The sequence below is a fragment of the Erythrobacter sp. NE805 genome (genome assembly GCF_046452355.1).
Lineage (GTDB): Bacteria > Pseudomonadota > Alphaproteobacteria > Sphingomonadales > Sphingomonadaceae > Erythrobacter.
Genome location: NZ_JBKFDI010000002.1, coordinates 327,461 through 346,837, shown reverse-complemented (window position 1 = coordinate 346,837; position 19,377 = coordinate 327,461). Strand labels below are relative to the sequence as shown.

General features: G+C 70.2%; 21 protein-coding genes and 1 tRNA gene. 9 read left to right on the top strand and 13 right to left on the bottom strand.

All coding sequences use genetic code 11. The features are described 5' to 3' along the window. Nucleotides 1–67: 67 nt before the first annotated feature. The 10 genes from ACLBKU_RS09635 to ACLBKU_RS09590 form a co-directional block, all read right to left on the bottom strand. Nucleotides 68–1,264 (bottom strand): molybdopterin molybdotransferase MoeA, encoded by a 1,197-nt coding sequence (locus tag ACLBKU_RS09635; protein WP_410179337.1) that lies wholly within the window; start codon nt 1,262–1,264, stop codon nt 68–70. Continuing rightward, nucleotides 1,261–1,746: a cyclic pyranopterin monophosphate synthase MoaC gene (gene moaC, locus ACLBKU_RS09630; RefSeq protein ID WP_410179336.1), complete on the bottom strand. Its 486-nt coding sequence runs from the start codon at nt 1,744–1,746 to the stop codon at nt 1,261–1,263. Before moaC ends, ACLBKU_RS09635 begins: the two co-directional genes overlap by 4 nt. Further along, nucleotides 1,743–2,543 (bottom strand): indole-3-glycerol phosphate synthase TrpC, encoded by an 801-nt coding sequence (gene trpC / locus ACLBKU_RS09625; RefSeq protein WP_410179335.1) that lies wholly within the window; start codon nt 2,541–2,543, stop codon nt 1,743–1,745. The genes moaC and trpC overlap by 4 nt, the downstream gene beginning before the upstream one ends. Nucleotides 2,544–2,625: 82 nt before the next feature. Then, nucleotides 2,626–3,621 (bottom strand): anthranilate phosphoribosyltransferase, encoded by a 996-nt coding sequence (trpD, locus tag ACLBKU_RS09620; protein WP_410179334.1) that lies wholly within the window; start codon nt 3,619–3,621, stop codon nt 2,626–2,628. Next, the gene (locus ACLBKU_RS09615) at nt 3,618–4,229 is read right to left on the bottom strand and encodes an anthranilate synthase component II (RefSeq protein WP_410179333.1); all 612 of its coding nucleotides are present in this window, start codon (nt 4,227–4,229) and stop codon (nt 3,618–3,620) included. Before ACLBKU_RS09615 ends, trpD begins: the two co-directional genes overlap by 4 nt. Next, complete coding sequence (locus ACLBKU_RS09610) at nt 4,226–4,780, bottom strand: YcxB family protein (protein ID WP_410179332.1); 555 nt, start codon at nt 4,778–4,780, stop codon at nt 4,226–4,228. Before ACLBKU_RS09610 ends, ACLBKU_RS09615 begins: the two co-directional genes overlap by 4 nt. 7 nt (nt 4,781–4,787) lie before the next feature. Further along, entirely contained in the window at nt 4,788–5,093 is a 306-nt protein-coding gene (locus ACLBKU_RS09605; protein WP_410179331.1) for a hypothetical protein, read from the bottom strand. Nucleotides 5,094–5,122: 29 nt separating this feature from the next. Next, nucleotides 5,123–5,998, bottom strand: coding sequence for a phosphodiester glycosidase family protein (locus ACLBKU_RS09600; protein WP_410179330.1), 876 nt, complete (start codon nt 5,996–5,998; stop codon nt 5,123–5,125). Then, entirely contained in the window at nt 5,995–7,515 is a 1,521-nt protein-coding gene (locus tag ACLBKU_RS09595; protein WP_410179329.1) for an anthranilate synthase component I family protein, read from the bottom strand. The genes ACLBKU_RS09600 and ACLBKU_RS09595 overlap by 4 nt, the downstream gene beginning before the upstream one ends. Nucleotides 7,516–7,526: 11 nt before the next feature. Then, a complete protein-coding gene (locus tag ACLBKU_RS09590; protein ID WP_410179328.1) occupies nt 7,527–9,467 on the bottom strand; it encodes a SurA N-terminal domain-containing protein in 1,941 nt (646 codons plus the stop codon). A 231-nt stretch (nt 9,468–9,698) separates the two neighbouring features. On the opposite strand from ACLBKU_RS09590, the gene tpiA reads away from it, so the two are divergent. From tpiA to ACLBKU_RS09575, 3 genes are all read left to right on the top strand, one after another. Continuing rightward, entirely contained in the window at nt 9,699–10,472 is a 774-nt protein-coding gene (tpiA, locus tag ACLBKU_RS09585) for a triose-phosphate isomerase (protein ID WP_410179327.1), read from the top strand. Between the two features lie 107 nt (nt 10,473–10,579). Next, nucleotides 10,580–10,945, top strand: coding sequence for a preprotein translocase subunit SecG (gene secG, locus ACLBKU_RS09580; protein WP_410179326.1), 366 nt, complete (start codon nt 10,580–10,582; stop codon nt 10,943–10,945). Between the two features lie 124 nt (nt 10,946–11,069). Then, the gene (locus tag ACLBKU_RS09575; RefSeq protein WP_410179325.1) at nt 11,070–12,707 is read left to right on the top strand and encodes a CTP synthase; all 1,638 of its coding nucleotides are present in this window, start codon (nt 11,070–11,072) and stop codon (nt 12,705–12,707) included. Between the two features lie 424 nt (nt 12,708–13,131). Here ACLBKU_RS09575 and ACLBKU_RS09570 read toward each other — a convergent pair whose 3' ends face one another. Further along, nucleotides 13,132–13,599 carry an Hsp20 family protein gene (locus tag ACLBKU_RS09570; RefSeq protein WP_410179324.1) on the bottom strand — a complete coding sequence of 156 codons (468 nt, stop codon included), beginning with the start codon at nt 13,597–13,599 and terminating at the stop codon, nt 13,132–13,134. Nucleotides 13,600–13,746: 147 nt separating this feature from the next. Between ACLBKU_RS09570 and grxC the strand changes: the two genes are divergently transcribed. From grxC to ACLBKU_RS09550, 4 genes are all read left to right on the top strand, one after another. Beyond that, nucleotides 13,747–14,010: a glutaredoxin 3 gene (gene grxC / locus ACLBKU_RS09565; RefSeq protein ID WP_410179323.1), complete on the top strand. Its 264-nt coding sequence runs from the start codon at nt 13,747–13,749 to the stop codon at nt 14,008–14,010. After that, a complete protein-coding gene (locus ACLBKU_RS09560) occupies nt 14,010–14,840 on the top strand; it encodes a carbon-nitrogen hydrolase family protein (RefSeq protein ID WP_410179322.1) in 831 nt (276 codons plus the stop codon). Before grxC ends, ACLBKU_RS09560 begins: the two co-directional genes overlap by 1 nt. 6 nt (nt 14,841–14,846) lie before the next feature. After that, a complete protein-coding gene (locus ACLBKU_RS09555; RefSeq protein ID WP_410179321.1) occupies nt 14,847–15,314 on the top strand; it encodes a DUF1178 family protein in 468 nt (155 codons plus the stop codon). Nucleotides 15,315–15,347: 33 nt separating this feature from the next. Continuing rightward, nucleotides 15,348–15,424 (top strand) — tRNA-Arg (locus tag ACLBKU_RS09550). On the opposite strand, the gene ACLBKU_RS09545 is transcribed toward ACLBKU_RS09550, so the two are convergent. Together ACLBKU_RS09545 and ACLBKU_RS09540 are read right to left on the bottom strand one after the other, a co-directional pair. Continuing rightward, on the bottom strand, nt 15,425–16,645 hold the full coding sequence (locus tag ACLBKU_RS09545) for an MFS transporter (protein ID WP_410179320.1): 1,221 nt from the start codon (nt 16,643–16,645) through the stop codon (nt 15,425–15,427). It lies immediately after the preceding tRNA gene. Next, nucleotides 16,642–17,559 (bottom strand): haloalkane dehalogenase, encoded by a 918-nt coding sequence (locus ACLBKU_RS09540; protein WP_410179319.1) that lies wholly within the window; start codon nt 17,557–17,559, stop codon nt 16,642–16,644. Before ACLBKU_RS09540 ends, ACLBKU_RS09545 begins: the two co-directional genes overlap by 4 nt. 144 nt (nt 17,560–17,703) lie before the next feature. On the opposite strand from ACLBKU_RS09540, the gene ACLBKU_RS09535 reads away from it, so the two are divergent. Then, nucleotides 17,704–18,873: an acyl-CoA dehydrogenase family protein gene (locus ACLBKU_RS09535; protein WP_410179318.1), complete on the top strand. Its 1,170-nt coding sequence runs from the start codon at nt 17,704–17,706 to the stop codon at nt 18,871–18,873. A 99-nt stretch (nt 18,874–18,972) separates the two neighbouring features. After that, entirely contained in the window at nt 18,973–19,296 is a 324-nt protein-coding gene (locus tag ACLBKU_RS09530; RefSeq protein ID WP_410179317.1) for an FtsB family cell division protein, read from the top strand. Nucleotides 19,297–19,377: the final 81 nt, after the last annotated feature.

Genomic DNA, 19,377 nt, shown 5'->3' with positions numbered 1-19,377 from the left:
CGAACAAGGAACGAATAGGCAACTGTGGGAAAGCTGTCAACAGGCGCCGACGGCAAACCCGCGCAATTCAGCCATTCCGGAGCATGACGACCGTCACCGCAGCTCCAGCCGGCAGCGCGGGCGCGTGGGCGGCGCGGTCGATCAGGCAGTCCGCCGCGGCCAGTGCCGAGAGCGCCGAGGAGTCCTGCGAGCCGGCGAGCCGCACCGCGTTGCCGCTCCGCACCGCGCGCAGGAACTCGCGGCGCGGGCCGATCGCGGGGAGCTCCTCGCCCGCGACCAGCGTCTCGGCGCGGGGGAGCGGCGCGGGGTCCCCTTGCGCGGCGCGCACCAGCGGCAGGGCGAAGAGGAAGCCGGTGACGAAACTCGAGACCGGGTTGCCGGGGAGGCCGAGGATCACCTGCGCGCCCCCCTCCAATTTGGCGCGCGTCGCCACCAGCAGCGGCTTGCCCGGCTTGATCGCGACCCGCCAGAAGGCGGTCTCGGCCCCCCACTCGGCGAGCGCGGGCTTGACGAGGTCGTGATCGCCCACCGAGGCGCCCCCCGAGGTGACGAGGATGTCGGCGCCCTCGGCCTCGGCGAGCGCCGCGGCTAGCGCTGTGCGGTCGTCGGGCACCGGGCCGATGCGCGTGACCTCGCAACCGAGCTCCCCAAGCATCGCGGCGAGCATCGCGGCATTGCTCGCCGGGACCTGGTGGGGGAGGCAGGCGGCGGGATCGGGGCTGAGCTCGTCGCCCGAGTCCATCACCGCCACGCGCACCCGCCGGGTGACGGCGAGCGTCCCGTGCCCGGCGGCGAGCGCGAGGGCGAGCCGCCCGGGGGTGATGCGCGTGCCCTTGCCGAGCAGCCGGTCGCCCGCGTGGAAGTCGAAGCCGCGCGGGCGGATGTGGCGTCCGGGCGGGGGGAGATCGGTCGCGATGATCCGGCCGTCCGCGTCGAGGGCGTCCTCCTGGAGGAGCACGCGGTCGGCGCCGGGCGGAACCATCGCCCCGGTCGAGATGCGCACGCATTCGCCGGTCGCGAGCACGTCGCGATAGGGCGCCCCGGCGCGGCTCTCGCCGACCAGCCGCCACGGCCCCTCCCCGGGGGCGAGCGCATAGCCGTCCATCGCCGAGAGGTCGGCGGCGGGCTGGGTGCGCGCGGCGACGAGGTCCGCGGCGAGGATGCGGCCGAGCGCGGCGTCGGTGCGGATGATCTCGGAAGGGAGCGTAGGGGCGAGGGCGAGCAGGCGGGCCTGCGCCTCCTCGAGGCCGAGCGGCGCGTTCATGCGCCGAGGGGTTCCGGCGCGGTCCAGTCGCCCGACTTGCCGCCGGTCTTCGCGATCAGGCGCACCTCGGAGATCACCATGCCCTTGTCGATCGCCTTCGCCATGTCGTAGATCGTGAGCAGTGCGATCGAAGCGGCTGTCATCGCTTCCATTTCCACGCCGGTCTTGCCGGTCAGCGAGGCCGCGGCGGTGACGCGGATGGCGGTGTCTTCGAAGGCGAAATCGACCGTCACCGCCTCGAGCCCCAAGGGATGGCACAGCGGGATCAGCTCGCCGGTGCGCTTGGCAGCCATGATCCCGGCGATCCGTGCCGTGGCGAGGACGTCGCCCTTGGGGGCGTTGCCCGCGCGGATCGCGGCGAGGGCCTCCGGCGACATCGTGATGCGCCCGGAGGCGACCGCCCGGCGCTGGGTCGCGGGCTTGCCGCCGACATCGACCATCCGCGCCGCGCCGGTCTCGTCGAGGTGGGTGAGCTTGGTCATGCCGCCTGTTCTGTCCCGATGAGGGCGCGGGTGGCACTCGCAATATCGTCAGCGCGCATCAGGCTTTCGCCGACGAGGAAGGTGCGCACGCCTGCGGCGGCGAGGCGGTCGCAGTCGGCGCGGGTGTTGATGCCGCTCTCGCCGACCAGCAGCGTGCCTTGCGGCGCGAGCGGGGCGAGGCGCTCGGTGGTGGCGAGGTCCGTGGTGAAGGTTTTCAGGTCGCGGTTGTTGACCCCGATGAGGCGCGAGCGGAGATGCGCGGCGGCGCGGGCCATTTCCGCCTCGTCGTGGACCTCGACGAGGACGTCCATGCCCTGTTCGGTGGCGGCGGCCTCGATCTCGGCCATCTGCGCGTCGGAGAGGGCGGCGACGATGACGAGGATCGCGTCGGCGCCGATGGCGCGCGCCTCGAGGCACTGCCAGGGGTCGACCATGAAGTCCTTGCGCAGGACGGGCAGATTGCAGGCCGCGCGGGCGGCGACGAGGTAGTCCTCGTGCCCCTGGAAGTAGGGCGCGTCGGTGAGCACCGAGAGGCAGGCGGCGCCGCCTGCCTCGTAGGCCCGCGCGTGGTCGGCGGGGCGGAAGTCGGCGCGGATCAGGCCCTTGGAGGGGCTCGCCTTCTTGATTTCGGCGATGAGCGCGTAACCGGAGGCGGCGCGCGCGCGCAGGGCGGCCTCGAAACCGCGGGGGGCGGTCCGGGCGCGCGCGCGCTCCTCGAGCTGCGCGGGGGTGGTGGCGGCCTTGCGGGCGGCGACCTCTTCGCGCTTGGTGGCGCAGATTTCCTCGAGCTTGTTCATCGGTCCATGCCTTTGCCGTTCGCCTCGAGCGAAGTCGAGAGGCTTGTCCGGGGTGTCTCGACTTCGCTCGACACGAACGGGCCTACTTTGCGAGCGCGATCCACTTCTCGAGCAGGGCGAGCGCCGCGCCCGAGTCGAGCGCCTCGGCGGCCAGCGCCGCGCGGCTCTGCCAGTCGGACCCGCGCCCGGCGACGGTCAGCGCACCGGCGGCGTTGAACAGCACCGCGTCGCGGTAGGGACCGGGGGTGCCCATGAGGAGCGCCTTCAGGGCCGCCGCGTTGTGCTTCGCGTCGTCCCCGCGGATCGCCTCGATCGGGGCGTGGGGGAGGCCCGCCGCGCCCGCGTCGATGCGCTCCATGCGGAAGGCGTTGCCGGTCACCACCGCGACCTCGTTGCCGCCCGCGAGGCTGAGTTCGTCGAGGCCCTCGTCGCCCGAGACGATCAGCGAGCGGCCGGTGCCAAGCCGCGCCATCGCGCCCGCATAGATCGGGACATAGGCGGGCCGGGCGATGCCGATCAGCTGGCTCGCGACCCGAGCGGGGTTCGAGAGCGGGCCCATCAGGTTGAAGATCGTCCGCTTGCCGATCTTCTGGCGGATGGGCTGGATGCGCGCCATCGCCGGGTGGTGGTTCTTCGCGAAGAGGAAGCAGATGCCGACTTCGGCCAGCGTCTTCTCCGCGGTGCGCCCGGCTGCGTCCATGTCGAGGCCGAGCGCTTCCAAGGTGTCCGCCGCGCCCGCCTTCGAGGAGGCCGCGCGGTTGCCGTGCTTGGCGACCGGGACCCCGCAGGCGGCGACGACGAGGCTCACCGCGGTCGAGACGTTCAGCGTGTGGTGCCCATCGCCCCCCGTGCCGCAGACGTCGATCGCCCCCTCGGGCGCGCTTATGGGGATCAGCCGCGCCCGCAGCGCCCGGGCGGCGCCCGCGATCTCCTCGGCGGTCTCCCCACGCTCGGAGAGGGCGACGAGGAAGGCGGCGATCTCCTCCTCGGACGGTGCGCCGTCGAGCAGGATGCCGAAGGCCGCCTCGGCCTCGGCCTCGGTGAAGGGCTCGGGTCCGACCGCAGGGAGCAGGCTCATGCGGTGAGCCTTGCGGGGAGCACCGGATCGATCCCGCAAAGCCGCACGAAATTGGCGAGCAGGGCGTGGCCGTGTTCGGTGGCGATGCTCTCGGGGTGGAATTGTACGGAATGGATCGGGAGCGAGGCGTGGCGGAAGCCCATGACGCTCGGGTGATCGCTCCCCGGCGTCTCGGCGTGCGCGTTGGCGACGAGCTCTTCCGGTACATCGACCACCTCGAGGGAGTGATAGCGCGTGGCGATGAAGGGGGAGGGGAGCCCCTCGAACACTCCCGTCCCGTCATGCGTGACCGGCGAGGTCTTGCCGTGCATCAGCCCGCCGCGCTGGACCGTCCCGCCGAAGTGCTGCCCGATCGCCTGGTGCCCGAGGCACACGCCCATGAGCGGCTTGCCCGCATCCGCACAGGCCGCGACGAGATCGAGGCTGATCCCTGCCTCGTTGGGCGTGCAGGGGCCGGGCGAGATGAGGAAGCCTGCGGCGTTGGTCCGGATCGCCTCGGCCGCGGTCAGCGCGTCGTTGCGCTCCACCCGCACCTCTGCGCCCAGCTCCATGAGGTAATGGACGAGGTTGAAGGTGAAGCTGTCGTAATTGTCGATGACGAGGATCATGTGATGCCGCGTTCCACTTGGGCTGCGATGAGGTGATTTCGCACCGCGTCGATGATGGCGGGGTCGATCTGCGCCTTGGGCAGGAGCAGGGCATCCCTCTCGCTGACGGCGAGGGACATGACCTTCGCGTTCTCGTGCCAGCGCCTGAACTGCGGCCATGCGAGGGTGACTTCCGCGATCGCGGTCGTGAGGCGCAGGCCCTGCGCATCGATGGCCATGTCGGCCCCCGACCCGAGCCGCCGCGCCTCGGCCAGCGATTTGCGGACGCGGCGCGGCAGGAACGCAATCACCAGAACGACGATGAAGAGCCAGACGAACGCGCCGTATTGGGCGCCCTCGAGAAGGCTGCCCAGCGCCCGCTCGCGGTTCCAGCCATGGTTGTAGGTGTCGAGTCCGATAAGGAGCGCCGCATAGAAGATCCACAGACCAAGGAAGCCGAGGACCAGGCGCTGCAGACTCCAGCGGTGGCGCAGGAGCAGCCAGCTGGCCGCGCGCCAGTCCGCCTCAGTCGGCTCGATGCGGAATCGCAAGGGTTCGGCAATCTCGCTCATGCCGTCATCACTTGTTCTTCTTTTTCATCAGAAACATCCAACCGTCCTTCGATATGTACAAGATGCCGCCGATGATCACTACAAGGCATGCCGCCAAGAATTCAAAACTGTCAGCAGACTCACGCAAGAAGTAGATACCTACGAAACCGCACCAGAGAAATGCGAGGCCGCAGAAACGGAAAATATGTTCGTATGTTTCGAAGAAGATACGTTTCCTAACATCGAGAATGTGGTTCACGAAGTATTCGGGGGGGATTTTCCACTTGTATTGGTAATCCACACCGACCACCAAAAGCGTGATCGCGGCCACCATCAGAAGATCTTCCTCCATGCCGGACAAGGTCAATCTGCCGGAGATGAGGCAGGCTGGACAGCCGCGGGTGGAGACGCCGCCCCCCGCCTGGTCACCACGATGATCGGCCCGACGCGCCCGCCGTCCTGCCGCCCGCCTGCCGGGTCCCACAGCGAGGACACCGCGCCGTCGAGGTAGAGCGCGTTCTGAACCTTCAGCACATCGCGATAATAACGCGCGAGCTGGCCGAAGCTCACCGGCGTGTCGCTGATCACGAAATGCGCTCTTCCGTCCGGGCCGACGCCCACGGCGTTGCGGATTGCCTTGGAGGGGCCGTTGTCCTGCACCTCGGGGTGCATCTTGCCATTGTCGAGCAGCAGCGGGCCCGACTGGGTGCCGAACTCGGGCCGGTCGCCGACGGTGTTGAAGAAGGTGTTGCTCCCCATGACCTTCCAGGAGCCGCCGCTGCCGAAGAACACCCCGTTCGGCTTCATGTAGAAATTGCCGGCGCCCTCGCCCCGGTCGAGTTCCTTCATCCGCTCGCCATTCTCGACGTAGTAGCCGAGCGCCTTAAGGTCGTCGCCATACATCCCGCCGTTCATGGCGAAGGCGATGGTGGCGGGATCGACGGTCGCGGCGAACTTGGCGAGGCTGCCGAAGGGCTGCTTGTCGGGGCCGACATTCGCCATGCCGATGCGGTGCTGTGCGGGATCGGCGATGCAGTGAGTGAGCGCCGCGTCCTCGAACGTCACGCTTTCGCAGGCCGAGGGACCGAGCGCCTGCTCGGGCGTCGCGGTGGCGGCGGGCTCGGGGCTCGCCTCGACCGAGCCGTCGAGCGCGGTGCGCGTGACCGGCTGGCCCTCGGGACTCTCGGAGCAGGCGGCGAGGGCGAGGAGGACGCCCGCGAGGATCGCGAGGCGCCTCATTGCCCGTATCCCGGCTCGCCCGCGACGCGCACGGCTTCGCGCGCGGCGGCGATCAGCGCCCCGGCCTTGGCGCGGCATTCGGCGAGCTCGTAGTCGGGCTCGCTGTCGGCGACGATCCCGGCGCCCGCCTGAACGTGCATCACCCCGTCCTTGACCACTGCGGTGCGCAGCACGATGCACGAATCGAGCGAGCCGTCGGGCGCGAAATAGCCCACGCCCCCGGCATAGGCGCCGCGGGTCTCGGGCTCCAATTCGGCGATGATCTCGCAGGCGCGGATTTTCGGCGCGCCCGAGACCGTTCCGGCCGGGAACCCTGCGAACAGCGCGTCGAGCGAGTCCTTCGCCGGGTCGAGCCGCCCGATCACGTTGCTGACGATGTGCATCACGTGGCTGTAGCGCTCGATGGTGAAGCTGCCGGTCACCTCGACCGTGCCCGCCGCCGCGACCCGGCCGACATCGTTGCGCCCCAAGTCGAGGAGCATGAGGTGCTCGGCCCGCTCCTTGGGATCGGCGAGGAGGCTGGCCTCGTTGGCGAGGTCCTCCTCGCGGCTCGCCCCCCGGGGGCGGGTGCCCGCGATCGGGCGGATCGTGACCTCGCCCTCGCGGACGCGCACAAGAATTTCCGGCGAGGAGCCGACCAGCGCGAAGCCGGGGAGGTCGAGGAAGTAGAGGAAGGGCGAGGGGTTCACCCGCCTGAGTGCCCGGTACAGCGCCAGCGGGGGCAGGGTGAAGGGGCAGGTGAAGCGCTGGGCGAGGACCACCTGGAAGATGTCGCCGGCGAGGATGTAGTCCTTCGCCTTGAGGGCCATCGCCTTGTAGTCCTCGGGGGCGATGACGGGGGCGAGGTCGGGGAGGCTCTCGGGCAGGCCCTCGCGGACCTCGGCGGGCATGCCCGTGCCCAACTGGCTCAGCGTCGCATCGATCCGCTCGCCCGCGCGCGCGACCGCGGCTTGCGCGTCGCTCGCCTCCCAGATCGGCGCGATCGCGAAGAGCGCGTTGGTCAGCCCGTCGAAGACGAGGATCACCGTCGGCCGCACGAACAGCATGTCGGGCAGCTGGAGCGGGCTGTCAGGCGCGCGCGGCAGGGTCTCGACGAGGCCGATGGTCTCGTAGCCGAGATAGCCGACGAGGCAGGCGAGGGCGGGGGGGAGCCCTTCCGGCATGGGGTCGATGCGGCAGGCCGCGGCGAGCGCGCGCAGTTCGGCCAGCGCGTCGCCGGGGAGCGGGGCGAAGGCCGCGCGGTCGGTCTTCCAGTTGCGATTGATCTCGGCGCGCGGGCCCTCGGCCCGGAACACGAGGTCGGGGTCGAGCCCGAGCAGGCTGTATCGCCCGCGCACCTCGCCGCCCTCGACGCTCTCGAGCAGGAAGTCGCCGCGCCCGGGCACGATCAGCCGCCGCGCCGCGCCGACCGGCGTGTCGCTGTCGGCGATGATGCGGCGCCACACCAGCGCGGGCTTGCCCTCGGCGAGGCGGGGAATCGCGGCGGCGGCGTTCTCGGGCAGTCCGGCGGCGGTCACGGGGCTCGCGCTTACTGCTGCTGCTCGCCGGCGAGCTGGCGGCGGACCGCGGCGATGGCCTCGGCGTTGCGGGTCACGCCCAGCTCCTTGCGCATCGCGGCGGTCGCCTGTTCGCGATATTCCTCGGCGAGCGCCTGGCCGAGCTGCTGGCGGGTCTGGGCGACGAGCCCCGGCTCCTTGTCGATCGGCAGGGTGCTGATGTCCTCGAGCGCGACGATGTACCAGCCGATGTCGCGCGGCGCCTCGAGCGTCTTGGCGGTGCCCTCGGCCATGCTGAACAGCAGCACCAGCGGGGCGGGCACGCGCTGCTGGCGCTGGGCGAGGAGCTGGCGGCGCTCGAGGTCGATCTTCTCGCGCTCGAAGCCCGGCCTGTTCTCGGCGGCGAGCGCGGCGTCGAGGCTCATGCCGCCGCGCACCTTGGCGAGGATCCGGTCGGCGGCCTGCTTGGCGAGCACCGCGCCCTGCGCGCGCTTCCAGCCGGCGATCGCGGCCTCGCGCACCTGCCCGAGCGGCGGGGCGGAGGCTTCCTCGACCCGCGCGACCTCGAAGATCACGAAGTCGCGGCCCGGGACGACCTCGGCGAGCTGTGGCTCGCTCTCCTCCATCTGGAAGGCGGTCTGGAGGACGGGGGCGAGCTGGGGCACGATCGTCGCGCCCTGCTGGCCGAACACCGTGCCGTCGGCGAGCAGCGCCGGGGTGGTCTCGACCTTGAGGCCGTATTGCTTCGCGACCTCGGCGAGCGCGGTGCCGCCGTCGACCTCGCCCTCGATCTCGGCGACGAGGTCGGCGATCGCGGCGGTGCGCTTCTCGGCGGTGAGCGCCTCGGTGATCTCGGGGGTCGCCTGGGCGAGGCTCCGGGCGGCGATCCGCTCGACCCGGTCGACGCGGGCGACATACCAGCCGAGCTGGCCCTGCGCGGGCTCGACGACGCCGCCCTGCGCGGCGGCAAAGGCATTCTTCGCGAAGGCGCTGCTGGTCGCCGAGGCGAGCGCGGCCTGGTCGCGGGCCTCGCCCTTAGAGGCGGTGAAGCCGGCCTCGCGCGCGACGGTCTCGAGCGCCGCGCCGCCGCGGATGCGCGCGGCGAGGGCCTTGGCGGCGTCCTGCGTCGGGACGACGAAGCTGGTCAGCGCGCGCTTCTCGCTCGCGGCATATTTGGCGGCGTCCTTCTGGTAGCGCGCCGCGATCTCGGCGGCGGTGGGCGTCGCATTCACCTTCAGCGTGTCGGCGCCGAACACCGCGAAGCGCAGCGTGCGCCGCTCGGGGCGGATGAAGCGGGTGCGGTTCTCGGCATACCACGCGGTAAGCTGCGCGTCGGTCGGATTGCCCGCCGGGGCGAAGGCCGCCGCCGGGACCAGCGCGATCTCGCCCTTGCGCTTCTCGAGCACGAGCGAGGCATATTGACGCGCGATCTTCTCGGGGAGCAGCGGCGCGGCGACGGCGGGCGCGAGCAATTGCTGGGCGAGGAGGTCGCCCTCGAGCCCGCGGCGGAAGCTCTTGTCGGTGAGCCCGCGGCGCCCGATCGCGGCGAGATAGGCCTTCTCGTCGAAGGCCCCGGTCAGGCCCTGGAAGGCGCCGATCTTGAGGATCTCGCTGTTGACGAGGTTCTCGCCCGCGCGCAGGCCATGGGCTCGCGCATATTCGGCGATGACGAAGCGGTCGATGATCTGGCTCACCACCTCGTCGAAGCCGCCCCCGGCGACGAATTCGGGCATGGTCAGCGTCGGGTTCTGCTGGCGCACCTGCTCGAGCGCGGTGTTGGCGCCGGTGGTCAGCTCGGTGACCGGGATCGCCTCGCCGCCGACCACCGCCATCCGGTCGGTCGCGGCGATGCCGCCGAAGGTCCGCCCGGTGATGTCCGAGGCCGCGAAGGCGAGGCCCATCAGCGCCAGAAAGGCCAGCGCGATCGCGAGCCCGACCTTCGAGGCGAAAAAGCGGCGGAAGAAGGAAATCATCTGTGTTCGGACCCGATCCCAGGCTGGCTGACGGCACGGTGCGCCCGGCACCGCGTTTGCGGCACGCGCTTTAGAGGCCCTGCGACCGCGCGGCAACAGGTCACCGCGGGTTTTGACAGTCGCGCCGTCCCCGGCTAGCGGACGCGGCCCCGGGGCACTACAGCAAAACCGAGAATCACGGAGCCGCCCCCGGCTATCCCTCTCAATAATAACAAGGTGCAGGACAAAAGCATGACCCGCCGACCCTACATCGTCGGAAACTGGAAGATGCACGGCACCCGCGCGATGCTCTCCGAGGCGCGCGCCATCGATCGCGCGGCGCAGCGCCACATGAAGGTCGAGGTGGCGCTCGCGCCGCCCTACACGCTGATCCACCCGATCCACCGCGAGGCCGAGCAGATCGCGGTCGGCGCGCAGGACTGCCACCACGCCGACGGCGGGGCGCACACCGGGGACATCTCGGCGGCGATGATCGCCGATGCGGGCGCGACCTTCGTCATCCTCGGCCATTCCGAGCGCCGCCAGGACCACGCCGAGAGCGATGCGCTGGTGCGCTCCAAGGCCGAGGCCGCCTTCGCTGCGGGCCTCAGGGTCATCATGTGCTGCGGCGAGAGCCTCGCAACGCGCGAATCGGGCGGCGCGGCCCGCTTCGTGCGCGCCCAGCTCGCCGCCTCGCTGCCGCCGGTGGACGCCATGCCCGCCGAGCTCGCTGACCGCCTGTGCATCGCCTACGAGCCGATCTGGGCGATCGGCACCGGCATCGCCGCGACCACCGAGGACATCGCCGCGATGCACGCCGAGATCCGCGCGCTGCTCATCGAGCTTCTTGGGCCGGAGCACGGCCCGGAGGTGCGCATCCTCTACGGCGGCTCGGTCAAGCCCGACAACGCCGCCGCGATCTTCGCCGTGCCCGAGGTGGGCGGGGCGCTGGTCGGGGGCGCGAGCCTCACCGCCGACAGCTTCATGGGCATCGCGCTCGCCGCGAGCGACCCGCTCGAGAGCTGAGCCGGGAGAGCCGACCCGCCCGGGCTTGCCGGGAGGGGATTGCGGCCCTACATGGCGCGCAACAATCACCGGGCGTGTCGTGACGCGCCCAGCCGCGAGAGCACTTCATGTCCGTTTTCCTGTTCCTCACCGTGATCCAGGCCCTCGTGGCCGCCGCGCTGGTCGGCGTGGTGCTGATGCAACGCTCCGAAGGCGGCGGGCTCGGCATCGGCTCGAGTCCGGGCGGTGCCTTCGGCGCGCGGGGGGCAGCGGACTTCCTGAGCCGCTCGACCAAGTGGCTGGCGATCGCCTTCGTGACGCTCTCGATCATCCTCGCCGCGCTCGCGGTGCGCGAGAGCCGGGTCGGCGGGGTGACGAGCACGCTCGACCGCAACGTGCCCGCCGCCGCGCCCGACCTGCTCGCCGATCCGGCCCCGGCCCCGAGCGGCGCGGCCGCGCCTGCCGAGGCTCCCGCTCCGGCGCCCGCGCAGTAAGCGTCCCGAGGGAGCGCCTTACCGCTCCCTCGCTTCTCCCGGCCACACCGCTGTGGATGGCGCCGCGCGTGCGGCTGCAATCCGCTTGCCCCGAATCCTCTTGTTTGCTTAAGGCCCGAATCCCATGGCGCGGTACATTTTCATCACCGGCGGCGTGGTCTCCTCGCTCGGCAAAGGTCTCATGGCGGCATCGCTCGCGGCGCTGCTCCAGGCGCGCGGCTACAAGGTCCGCATCCGCAAGTTCGACCCCTACCTCAACGTCGATCCGGGCACGATGAGCCCCTACCAGCACGGCGAGGTCTACGTCACCGACGACGGGGCGGAGACCGACCTCGACCTCGGGCATTACGAGCGCTTCACCGGGGTCTCCTCGCGCCAGAGCGACAACATCACCTCGGGCCGCATCTACCGCGACATCATCGCCCGCGAGCGGCGGGGCGACTATCTCGGCGCGACGGTGCAGGTGATCCCGCACGTCACCGACGCGATCAAGGCCTTCGCGCTCGCCGACCAGGACGACCACGACTTCATCCTGTGCGAGATCGGCGGGACGGTGGGCGACATCGAATCGCTGCCCTTCATGGAGGCGATCCGCCAGCTCCGGAACGAGCTCGAGCCGTTCCAGACGGTCAGCGTCCACGTCACGCTGGTGCCCTACATCAAGGCGGCGGGCGAGCTGAAGACCAAGCCGACCCAGCACTCGGTGCGCGAGCTTGCCGCGCTCGGGATCAAGCCCGACATCCTGCTGTGCCGCGCCGAGCACCCCATACCCGAGAGCGACCGCCGCAAGATCGCGCAGTTCTGCAACGTGCGCGCCGAGGCGGTGATCCCGGCATTGGACGCGCCCTCGATCTACTCGGTGCCGCAGCAATACCACGCCGAGGGCCTCGACCGCGAGGTGCTGCGCGCCTTCGGCATCACCGACGCGCCCGCGCCCGATCTCTCCGCGTGGGAGGATGTCACCGACCGCCACTTCAACCCCGAGGGCGAGGTCACGATCGCGGTCGTCGGCAAGTATGTCGGCTTGCAGGACGCCTACAAGAGCCTCAACGAGGCGCTGATCCACGGCGGGCTCGCCAACCGGGTCAAGGTCAACATCAAGTGGATCGACGCCGAGATCTTCGAGGGCGACGACGACAGCGAGATCATCGCCGCATTGGAGCCGATGCACGGCATCCTCGTCCCCGGCGGCTTCGGCGAGCGCGGCAGCGAGGGCAAGATCGCGAGCGTGCGCTTCGCCCGCACCCGCGGCGTGCCGTTCTTCGGCATCTGCCTCGGGATGCAGATGGCCTGCATCGAGGGCGCGCGCGCGGCGGGCTTCGCGCACGCCTCCTCGACCGAGTTCGGCCCCACCGACACGCCGGTGGTCGGCATCATCACCGAGTGGATGAGCGCGGAAGGGCTCCAGAGCCGCGCCGAGGGCGGGGACCTGGGCGGCACGATGCGGCTCGGCGCCTATCCGGCGAAGCTCAGTCCCAACAGCCACACCTCGCGCATCTACGGCGGGGCGGAGCTGATCTCCGAGCGCCATCGCCACCGCTACGAGGTCAACAGCGCCTTCATCGAGCCGCTCGAGAAGCAGGGCCTGATCTTCTCCGGCATGAGCCCCGACGGGCTGCTCCCCGAGATTGTCGAGCGGCCCGACCACCCGTGGTTCGTCGGCGTGCAGTTCCACCCCGAATTGAAGTCGCGGCCCTTCGATCCGCACCCGCTGTTCGCCGGCTTCATCGCCGCGGCGCTCGAGCAGTCGCGACTCGTCTGACACCTTCCTGTCATATTTGGCAGGGGATAAGCCGTCGCCGCTGTCCCGCTCCGGGACGGCGCCGCGAAGCACCGGCAGGGTGATTTCGCTAAATGTTGCAAGCCCTTGTTTCGCAAGCATCAGTCCCGCTGCGAGGCTCGCAGGGCTTGCAGATAGGCCTTGCGCGCCGTCGTCATTCCGCATTAGACGGAGGGCAGCTTTTCACGTTTCGTGAGGCTTCAGGGGGCCATGGGTTCGCCGTCCCGGACAAGGGGACGCGCGGGCCGCATCACCCGCCTCCTGCCCGCGATCCACGAGCTTGCCTGGTCTTGTACGTCTTCTGCGACCCGGACGGACAGGACCATGCGAGGCGACGCAAGTCGCGGGGGCGGACCGCAAGGCCCGCCCCCATTTCATTTCTCGGCTTTCCGCTTGGCGCCCGGCCTCAGGCCGCGTCGCTCTCGCCCGAGGGCACCGCGGTGAGCGTCGCGGTTCCGCCGATCGCGATCTTGCGGGGCTTCATCGCGTCGGGCACCTCGCGCACGAGGTCGATGACGAGGAGGCCGTCGGCGAGGTCCGCGCGCTCGACCCGCACGAAATCGGCGAGTTCGAAGCGGCGCTCGAAGCCGCGGTTGGCGATGCCGACATGGATCAGCTCGGCGCCGTCCTCGCTCTCCTCGCGCTTCTTGCCCTGCACGACGAGCAGGTTCTGCTGCGCGGTGATGTCGATATCGGCCGGGCGGAAGCCGGCGACGGCGAGGGTGATGCGGTAGTTGTCCTCACCGCGGCGCGAGATGTTGAAGGGGGGGTAGTTGTCGCCCGCATTGAGCCGCGCCTGGTTCTCGAGCAGGTCGAACAGGCGGTCGAAGCCCACGGTGGAGCGGCGGTAGGGGGTGAAATCGAAACGGGACATAGGTGCAAATCCTCTGATGAGCGATGCAACGTGACGCGGGCCTGCCGGATGCAGCACCCGCCTTGGCGCCCCCGCGTCTCCCGGGACTGGCGAAACGCGGCGACCCGCCCTATCTGGTTCGGCGAGACACGCTTTCAAGAGGTCACGATGGCTGCCCCGAAGATCGACATCTACACCAAGTTCGCCTGCCCCTTCTGCGTGCGCGCCAAGCGCCTGCTGACCGACAAGGGCGCGGTCTTCACCGAGCACGACATCACCATGGGAGGCCCGGGCCGCGACGAGATGCTCGCCCGCGCGCCGGGCGCGATGACGGTGCCGCAGATCTTCATTGGCGACGTCCACGTGGGCGGCTCGGACGACCTCGCGGCGCTCGAACGCGCGGGCAAGCTCGACGTGCTTCTGGCGGGCTGATGCCGAGGATCGCGCTGCTCCAGATGACCTCGGGGATCGATCCCGAGGCCAATCTCTTCGCCATCGAGGAGGCGGCGGAGGAGGCTGCGGCGAAGGGTGCCGAGGTGCTGTTCACGCCCGAGATGTCGATCCTGCTCGACCGCGACCGCGAGCGGGCGCGCGGGTGGATCGAGAGCGGCGGACCGGGCGAGGTTACCGAAAGGCTCTTCAATCACGCCGGCGACTTCGGGATCGACATCGCGCTCGGCTCGCAGGCGGTGCGCAGCGCGGGCGGCAAGTGGGCGAACCGCTCGATGTATTTCAGCCGGCATGGCGAGGGAGCCGTGGATCCGGTCACCTACGACAAGATCCACATGTTCGACGTCGATCTCGCGAGCGGCGAGAGCTGGCGCGAAAGCAATGCCTACGAACCGGGCCGCGAGGTGGTGACGGTGGAGGGCACCCCGCTCGGGCGGCTCGGCCTCGCCGTGTGCTACGACCTGAGGTTCCCCGCGCTGTTCGGTGCATTGGGCGACCGGCGCTGCGATGCGATCGCGCTCCCCGCCGCCTTCACCAAGCCCACCGGCGCGGCGCATTGGCACGTGATGCTGCGCGCCCGCGCGATCGAGGCCTCGGCCTTCGTCATCGCCGCCGCGCAGGTGGGCCGCCACGAGGACGGACGCGAGACCTATGGCCACAGCCTCGTCGTCGATCCCTGGGGCGAGGTCCTGCTCGACATGGGCGGCGAGGCGGCGGGGCTCGGCTTCTGCGACATCGACCTCGCCCGCATCGCCGAGGTGCGCGCGCAGGTGCCCTCCCTTGCCAACCGCCGCGAAATCGCCAAATCCTGACCCGCCATGATCGTCTACGACCTTGCCTGCACCGACGGACACCGCTTCGAAGGGTGGTTCGGCTCCTCCGCCGACTTCGAGGACCAGCGCGCGCGCGGGCTTCTCGCCTGCCCCTCCTGCGGATCGGGCGAGGTGAGCAAGGCGCCGATGGCCCCCGCGGTGCCCGCCAAGGGCAACCAGCGGCAGGAGGTGCTCCCGGCCCCGGCCACGCAGCCGATGGCGAACACGCCCATGGCGCCCGAGGTCCAGAAGGCGCTTCGCCAGCTCGCCAAGGTGCAGGCCGAGGTCCTCAAGAACAGCACCTGGGTCGGCGACAGGTTCGCCGAGGAAACCCGCAGGATGCACTATGGCGAGCGCGACGAGGCCCCGATCCACGGGCAGGCGAGCCTCGCCGAGGCGAAGGCGCTGATCGAGGAGGGCGTGCCGGTCGCCCCGCTGCCCTTCCCGGTCGCGCCGCCGGACAAACGCAATTGAAAGGTAGGCCCCGGCTGCTATGAAGCGCCCCGGGACCCCGTAGCTCAGCAGGATAGAGCATCAGATTCCTAATCTGAGGGCCGCGCGTTCGAATCGCGCCGGGGTCACCATCATCCCTCCTGCGCGCGCCGCCAGCGCCGCTCGGCATGAAAGGCGAGCGCGACGACCGCGCTCGACATGGCGAGCAGCAGCCCGCAGGTCGCGCCCCAGCCGCCCCACTCGAACACCGCCGTGCCCGCCGCGCTGCCGATCGCGCCGCCGATGAACATGATGACGATGTAGCTGGTGGTGAGCCGGGTGCGGATATCCGGCGCGAGGGCGAAGAGCGTCATGCGCCCGGTCACGTCGATGCTCGGGCCGACGAGGTTGGTGAGGAACAGCGGCACCAGCACGGCCCAGATCGAGAAGCCCAGCGGGTAGTAGAGCGCGATGCCGGCGAACTGCACGCAGGCCGCCGCGATGCGCGCGCGGCGCGGGCCGACCCGGTCCGCCCAGCGCCCGATGCGCGGCGTGGTGACGACGCTGATCGCGGTGATCGCGGCGAGCAGCCCCACGTCGTCGGTACCGTAGCCCATCTCGGGCCCGGTGAGGTGCAGCGAGAGCGCCAGCCAGCTCGCGGTGAAGATCGCGAAATTCAATCCCTGCATCGCTGCCGAGAGCCGCATGTCGGGGTGCTTCGCGGCGAGGGTGAAGACCGAGGCGATCAGCGCGCCGTAACCCGCCGGCGGATGCTTGGGGCTGGTGGCCTCGCTCTTCATGGCGAAGGGGAGGAAGGCCGTCACCGCCAGCATCAGCACGAAGGCGCCGACATAGACCGTGTGCCAGTCGGTGCGCGCGGCGACCACCCCTGCGCCCACGCGGGCCACGAGGATGCCGAAGATCACCGCCGCGGTGAGCTGTGCCGTGACCTGCCCCAGCCGCTCGGGCGCGACCCGCTTCGAGGCGAAGGCCGGGATCAGGTAGGGCGCGATGGTGACGAAGCCGAGCAGCGTCGAGGCGGCGGTGAAGAGCGCGAAGTTCGGCGCGATCACCATGCCCCCGAGGCAGGCGGTCTGCGCGGCGACGAAGATCAGGCACAGCTTGCGGTTCGAGGCGAAGTCGCCGAGCGGCAGCAGCAGCAGGATGCCGAGCGCCAGCGCGAGCTGGTTGAGCGCCGGCACGAGCCCGATCTGCGCCTCGCCCACCCCGAAGCCCCGCGCGACGTCGCCGATGATCGGGTGGATGTAATAGGCGTTGGCGGTCACCACCGCGATGGTGAGCGCCAGCGCCCGCTCCTGCGTGCGGGTGAGGTAGGCGAGGGCAGGGGCGGGGGCGGGCGCGGTGGGGGTCAAGCGAGGAAGCCGGCCTTCCGCGCCGTGTCGATCACCCCTTGCGCGAGAGCCTCGGGGTGATCCTCCTGGCTGAAGTGCCCGCATTTCGGGAGCATCGCGTGGGGCTGGCCCGCGGCACCCTTGATGCGCTTCGCAAGCAGCGGCCCCGCGGACCCGAGCACCGGGTCGTCCTCGCCGAACAGCGTGAGGAAGGGCCTGTCGAAACCGGCGAGGCCCTCCCATGCCGCCTTGTTCTCGGCGACCCCGTCCTTGTCGTCCTCGACCGGGACGAGCTGTGGGAAGGCCCGGGCGCCGGCCTTGCTCGGCTCGTCGGGGAAGGGCGCGTCATAGGCGGCGATCTCTTGCGGAGAGAGCGTCGTCTGGCAGCCCCGGTCCATGATCCCGCCGATCTTGAAATCGGGCGAGGAGCGCGCGAACTCGCGCCACGCGAGGAACCCCGGCGAGGCCTGGCCGCCGCCGGTCGGAAGGAAGGTGTTGCTGGCGACGACGAAAGCGAAGCGCTCGGGCTCCTGCCCGACCATGCGCAAGGAGAGGAGCCCGCCCCAGTCCTGGCAGAACAGCCCCGCGATCTCAGGCACCACGGCGTTGCGCCACTGCTTCAGCCAGTCGACGTGGCGGGCATAGGTGTAGAAGGCCTGATCGTCCGGCTTGTCGCTCTTGCCGAAGCCGATGAGGTCGGGGGCGAGGCAGCGCAGGCCCGCCTCGACCAGCAGCGGGATCATCCTGCGGTAGAGGTAGGACCACGAGGGCTCGCCGTGGAACAGCAGCACCGGCGGGGCGTCCTTCGGCCCCTCGTCGAGGTAGTGCATCCGCGCCGACAGCCCCTCGCCGAGGTCGATGGTCAGCCAGTTCTCGGCGAAGGGGTAGCCGGGCAGGTCGGCGAAGCGTGCGGGGTCGTGAGCGATGATCTGCATGAGGATTCTCCCGTGTCCGTGCTGTTGAGTAGCAGATCGAAACCCGATTGCCAGCGCCCGCGTCTTGTCCGAAAGCAGGCAAATTGGTGAGGTGGACTTCGCCCCCGCGAGCGGGCAATCCCCGCCGCGAACAGGAGGATGCCCGTGCCGACGTCTGCCCACGAACCCGAGGAACTCGCCGAAATCCGCCGCGCGGTGCGCGCGCTGTGCGACGGCTTTCCGGGGGAATACTGGCGGGCGAAGGATGCGGCCCGCGAATACCCGGCCGAGTTCGTCGATGCGCTGACCAAGGCGGGCTTTCTCGCCGCGCTGATCCCGGCCGAGCACGGCGGCAGCGGCTTGAGCCTCGAGGCGGCCTGCGTGATCATGGAGGAGATCCAGGCCTCGGGCTGCAACGGCTCCTCGGCCCATGCGCAGATGTACATCATGAACACCCTGCTGCGCTATGGTTCGCCGGAGCAGAAGGCGGCCTACCTCCCGCGCATCGCGAGCGGGGAGCTGCGGTTGCAGGCCTTCGGGGTCTCGGAGCCGACCAGCGGGACCGACACCCTGAGCCTCAAGACCCGCGCGGTGCGGGACGGCGACGAATACGTCGTCAACGGCCAGAAGATCTGGACCAGCCGCGCCGAGCATTCCGACCTCATGCTCCTCCTCGCCCGCACCACCCCGCGCGAGGAGGCGGCGAGCAAGACCGAGGGACTCTCGATCTTCCTCGTCGACATGCAGGCAGCGCTCGGCAACGGCATGACCGTGAAGCCGATCCGCACGATGATGAACCACTCCTCCTGCGAGGTGTTCTTCGACGACCTGCGCATCCCCGCCTCCTCGCTGATCGGCGAGGAAGGGAAGGGCTTCCGCTACATCCTCTCCGGCATGAACGCCGAGCGCATCCTGATCGCCGCCGAGTGCATCGGGGACGCCAAGTGGTTCATCGCGAAGGCGACCGGCTACGCGAAGGACCGGAGCGTCTTCGCGCGGCCCATCGGCCAGAACCAGGGCGTGCAGTTCCCGATCGCGCGCGCCTATGCCCAGATGCGCGCCGCCGAGCTGATGGTCCACCACGCCGCGCGGGTCTATGACGAGGGCGGCAACCCGGGGGAGGAGGCAAACATGGCAAAGCTCCTCGCCTCCGAGGCGAGCTGGGCGGCGGCGGACATGTGCGTCCAGACCTTCGGCGGCTTCGGTTTCGCCGAGGAATACGATGTCGAGCGCAAATTCCGTGAGGCGCGGCTCTACACCGTCGCGCCGATCTCGACCAACCTCATCCTTTCCTACCTCGCCGAACACGTCCTCGGGCTGCCGCGCTCCTATTGAGAGCGGGGGATTCCCACGCATATCATCGCATTGTTCTTGCAGCACGGGGCCAAGTGTGATTCTGTGCACCCGCAGCATCCGGGGATTTTGGCAGGCACCATGCGCAGGGCGGGGACAGACAGCAGGCTGAAGCGGCTGGTGGCGCTCGCCGCGCTGCTGCTGCTCGCCGGCTTCGCGGTCGCCGGCCCCACCGGGCTCCTCGCCTGGAGCGAGAACGCCGCCGCGCTCGAGGCGCGCCAAGCCGAGATCGCCAAGCTCACCCACGAGCGCGACGGGCTGCGCAACCGCGTCAAGCTGCTCGATCCTGAGGCGGCCGACCCCGATCTCGCCAGCCAGCTGGTGCGCGAGCACCTCGGCGTGATGCGCGAGGACGAGGTGGTCATCACCCTCGACGAGGACGAGAAACCCGTCACCACGCCCTGATTTCGGCGCAAGGCCTTTTCGCATTGCCCTGATTTCGTATGCGGCTTCCGGTTTCTGCAACCTCTTGCCGTTGCGTCACCC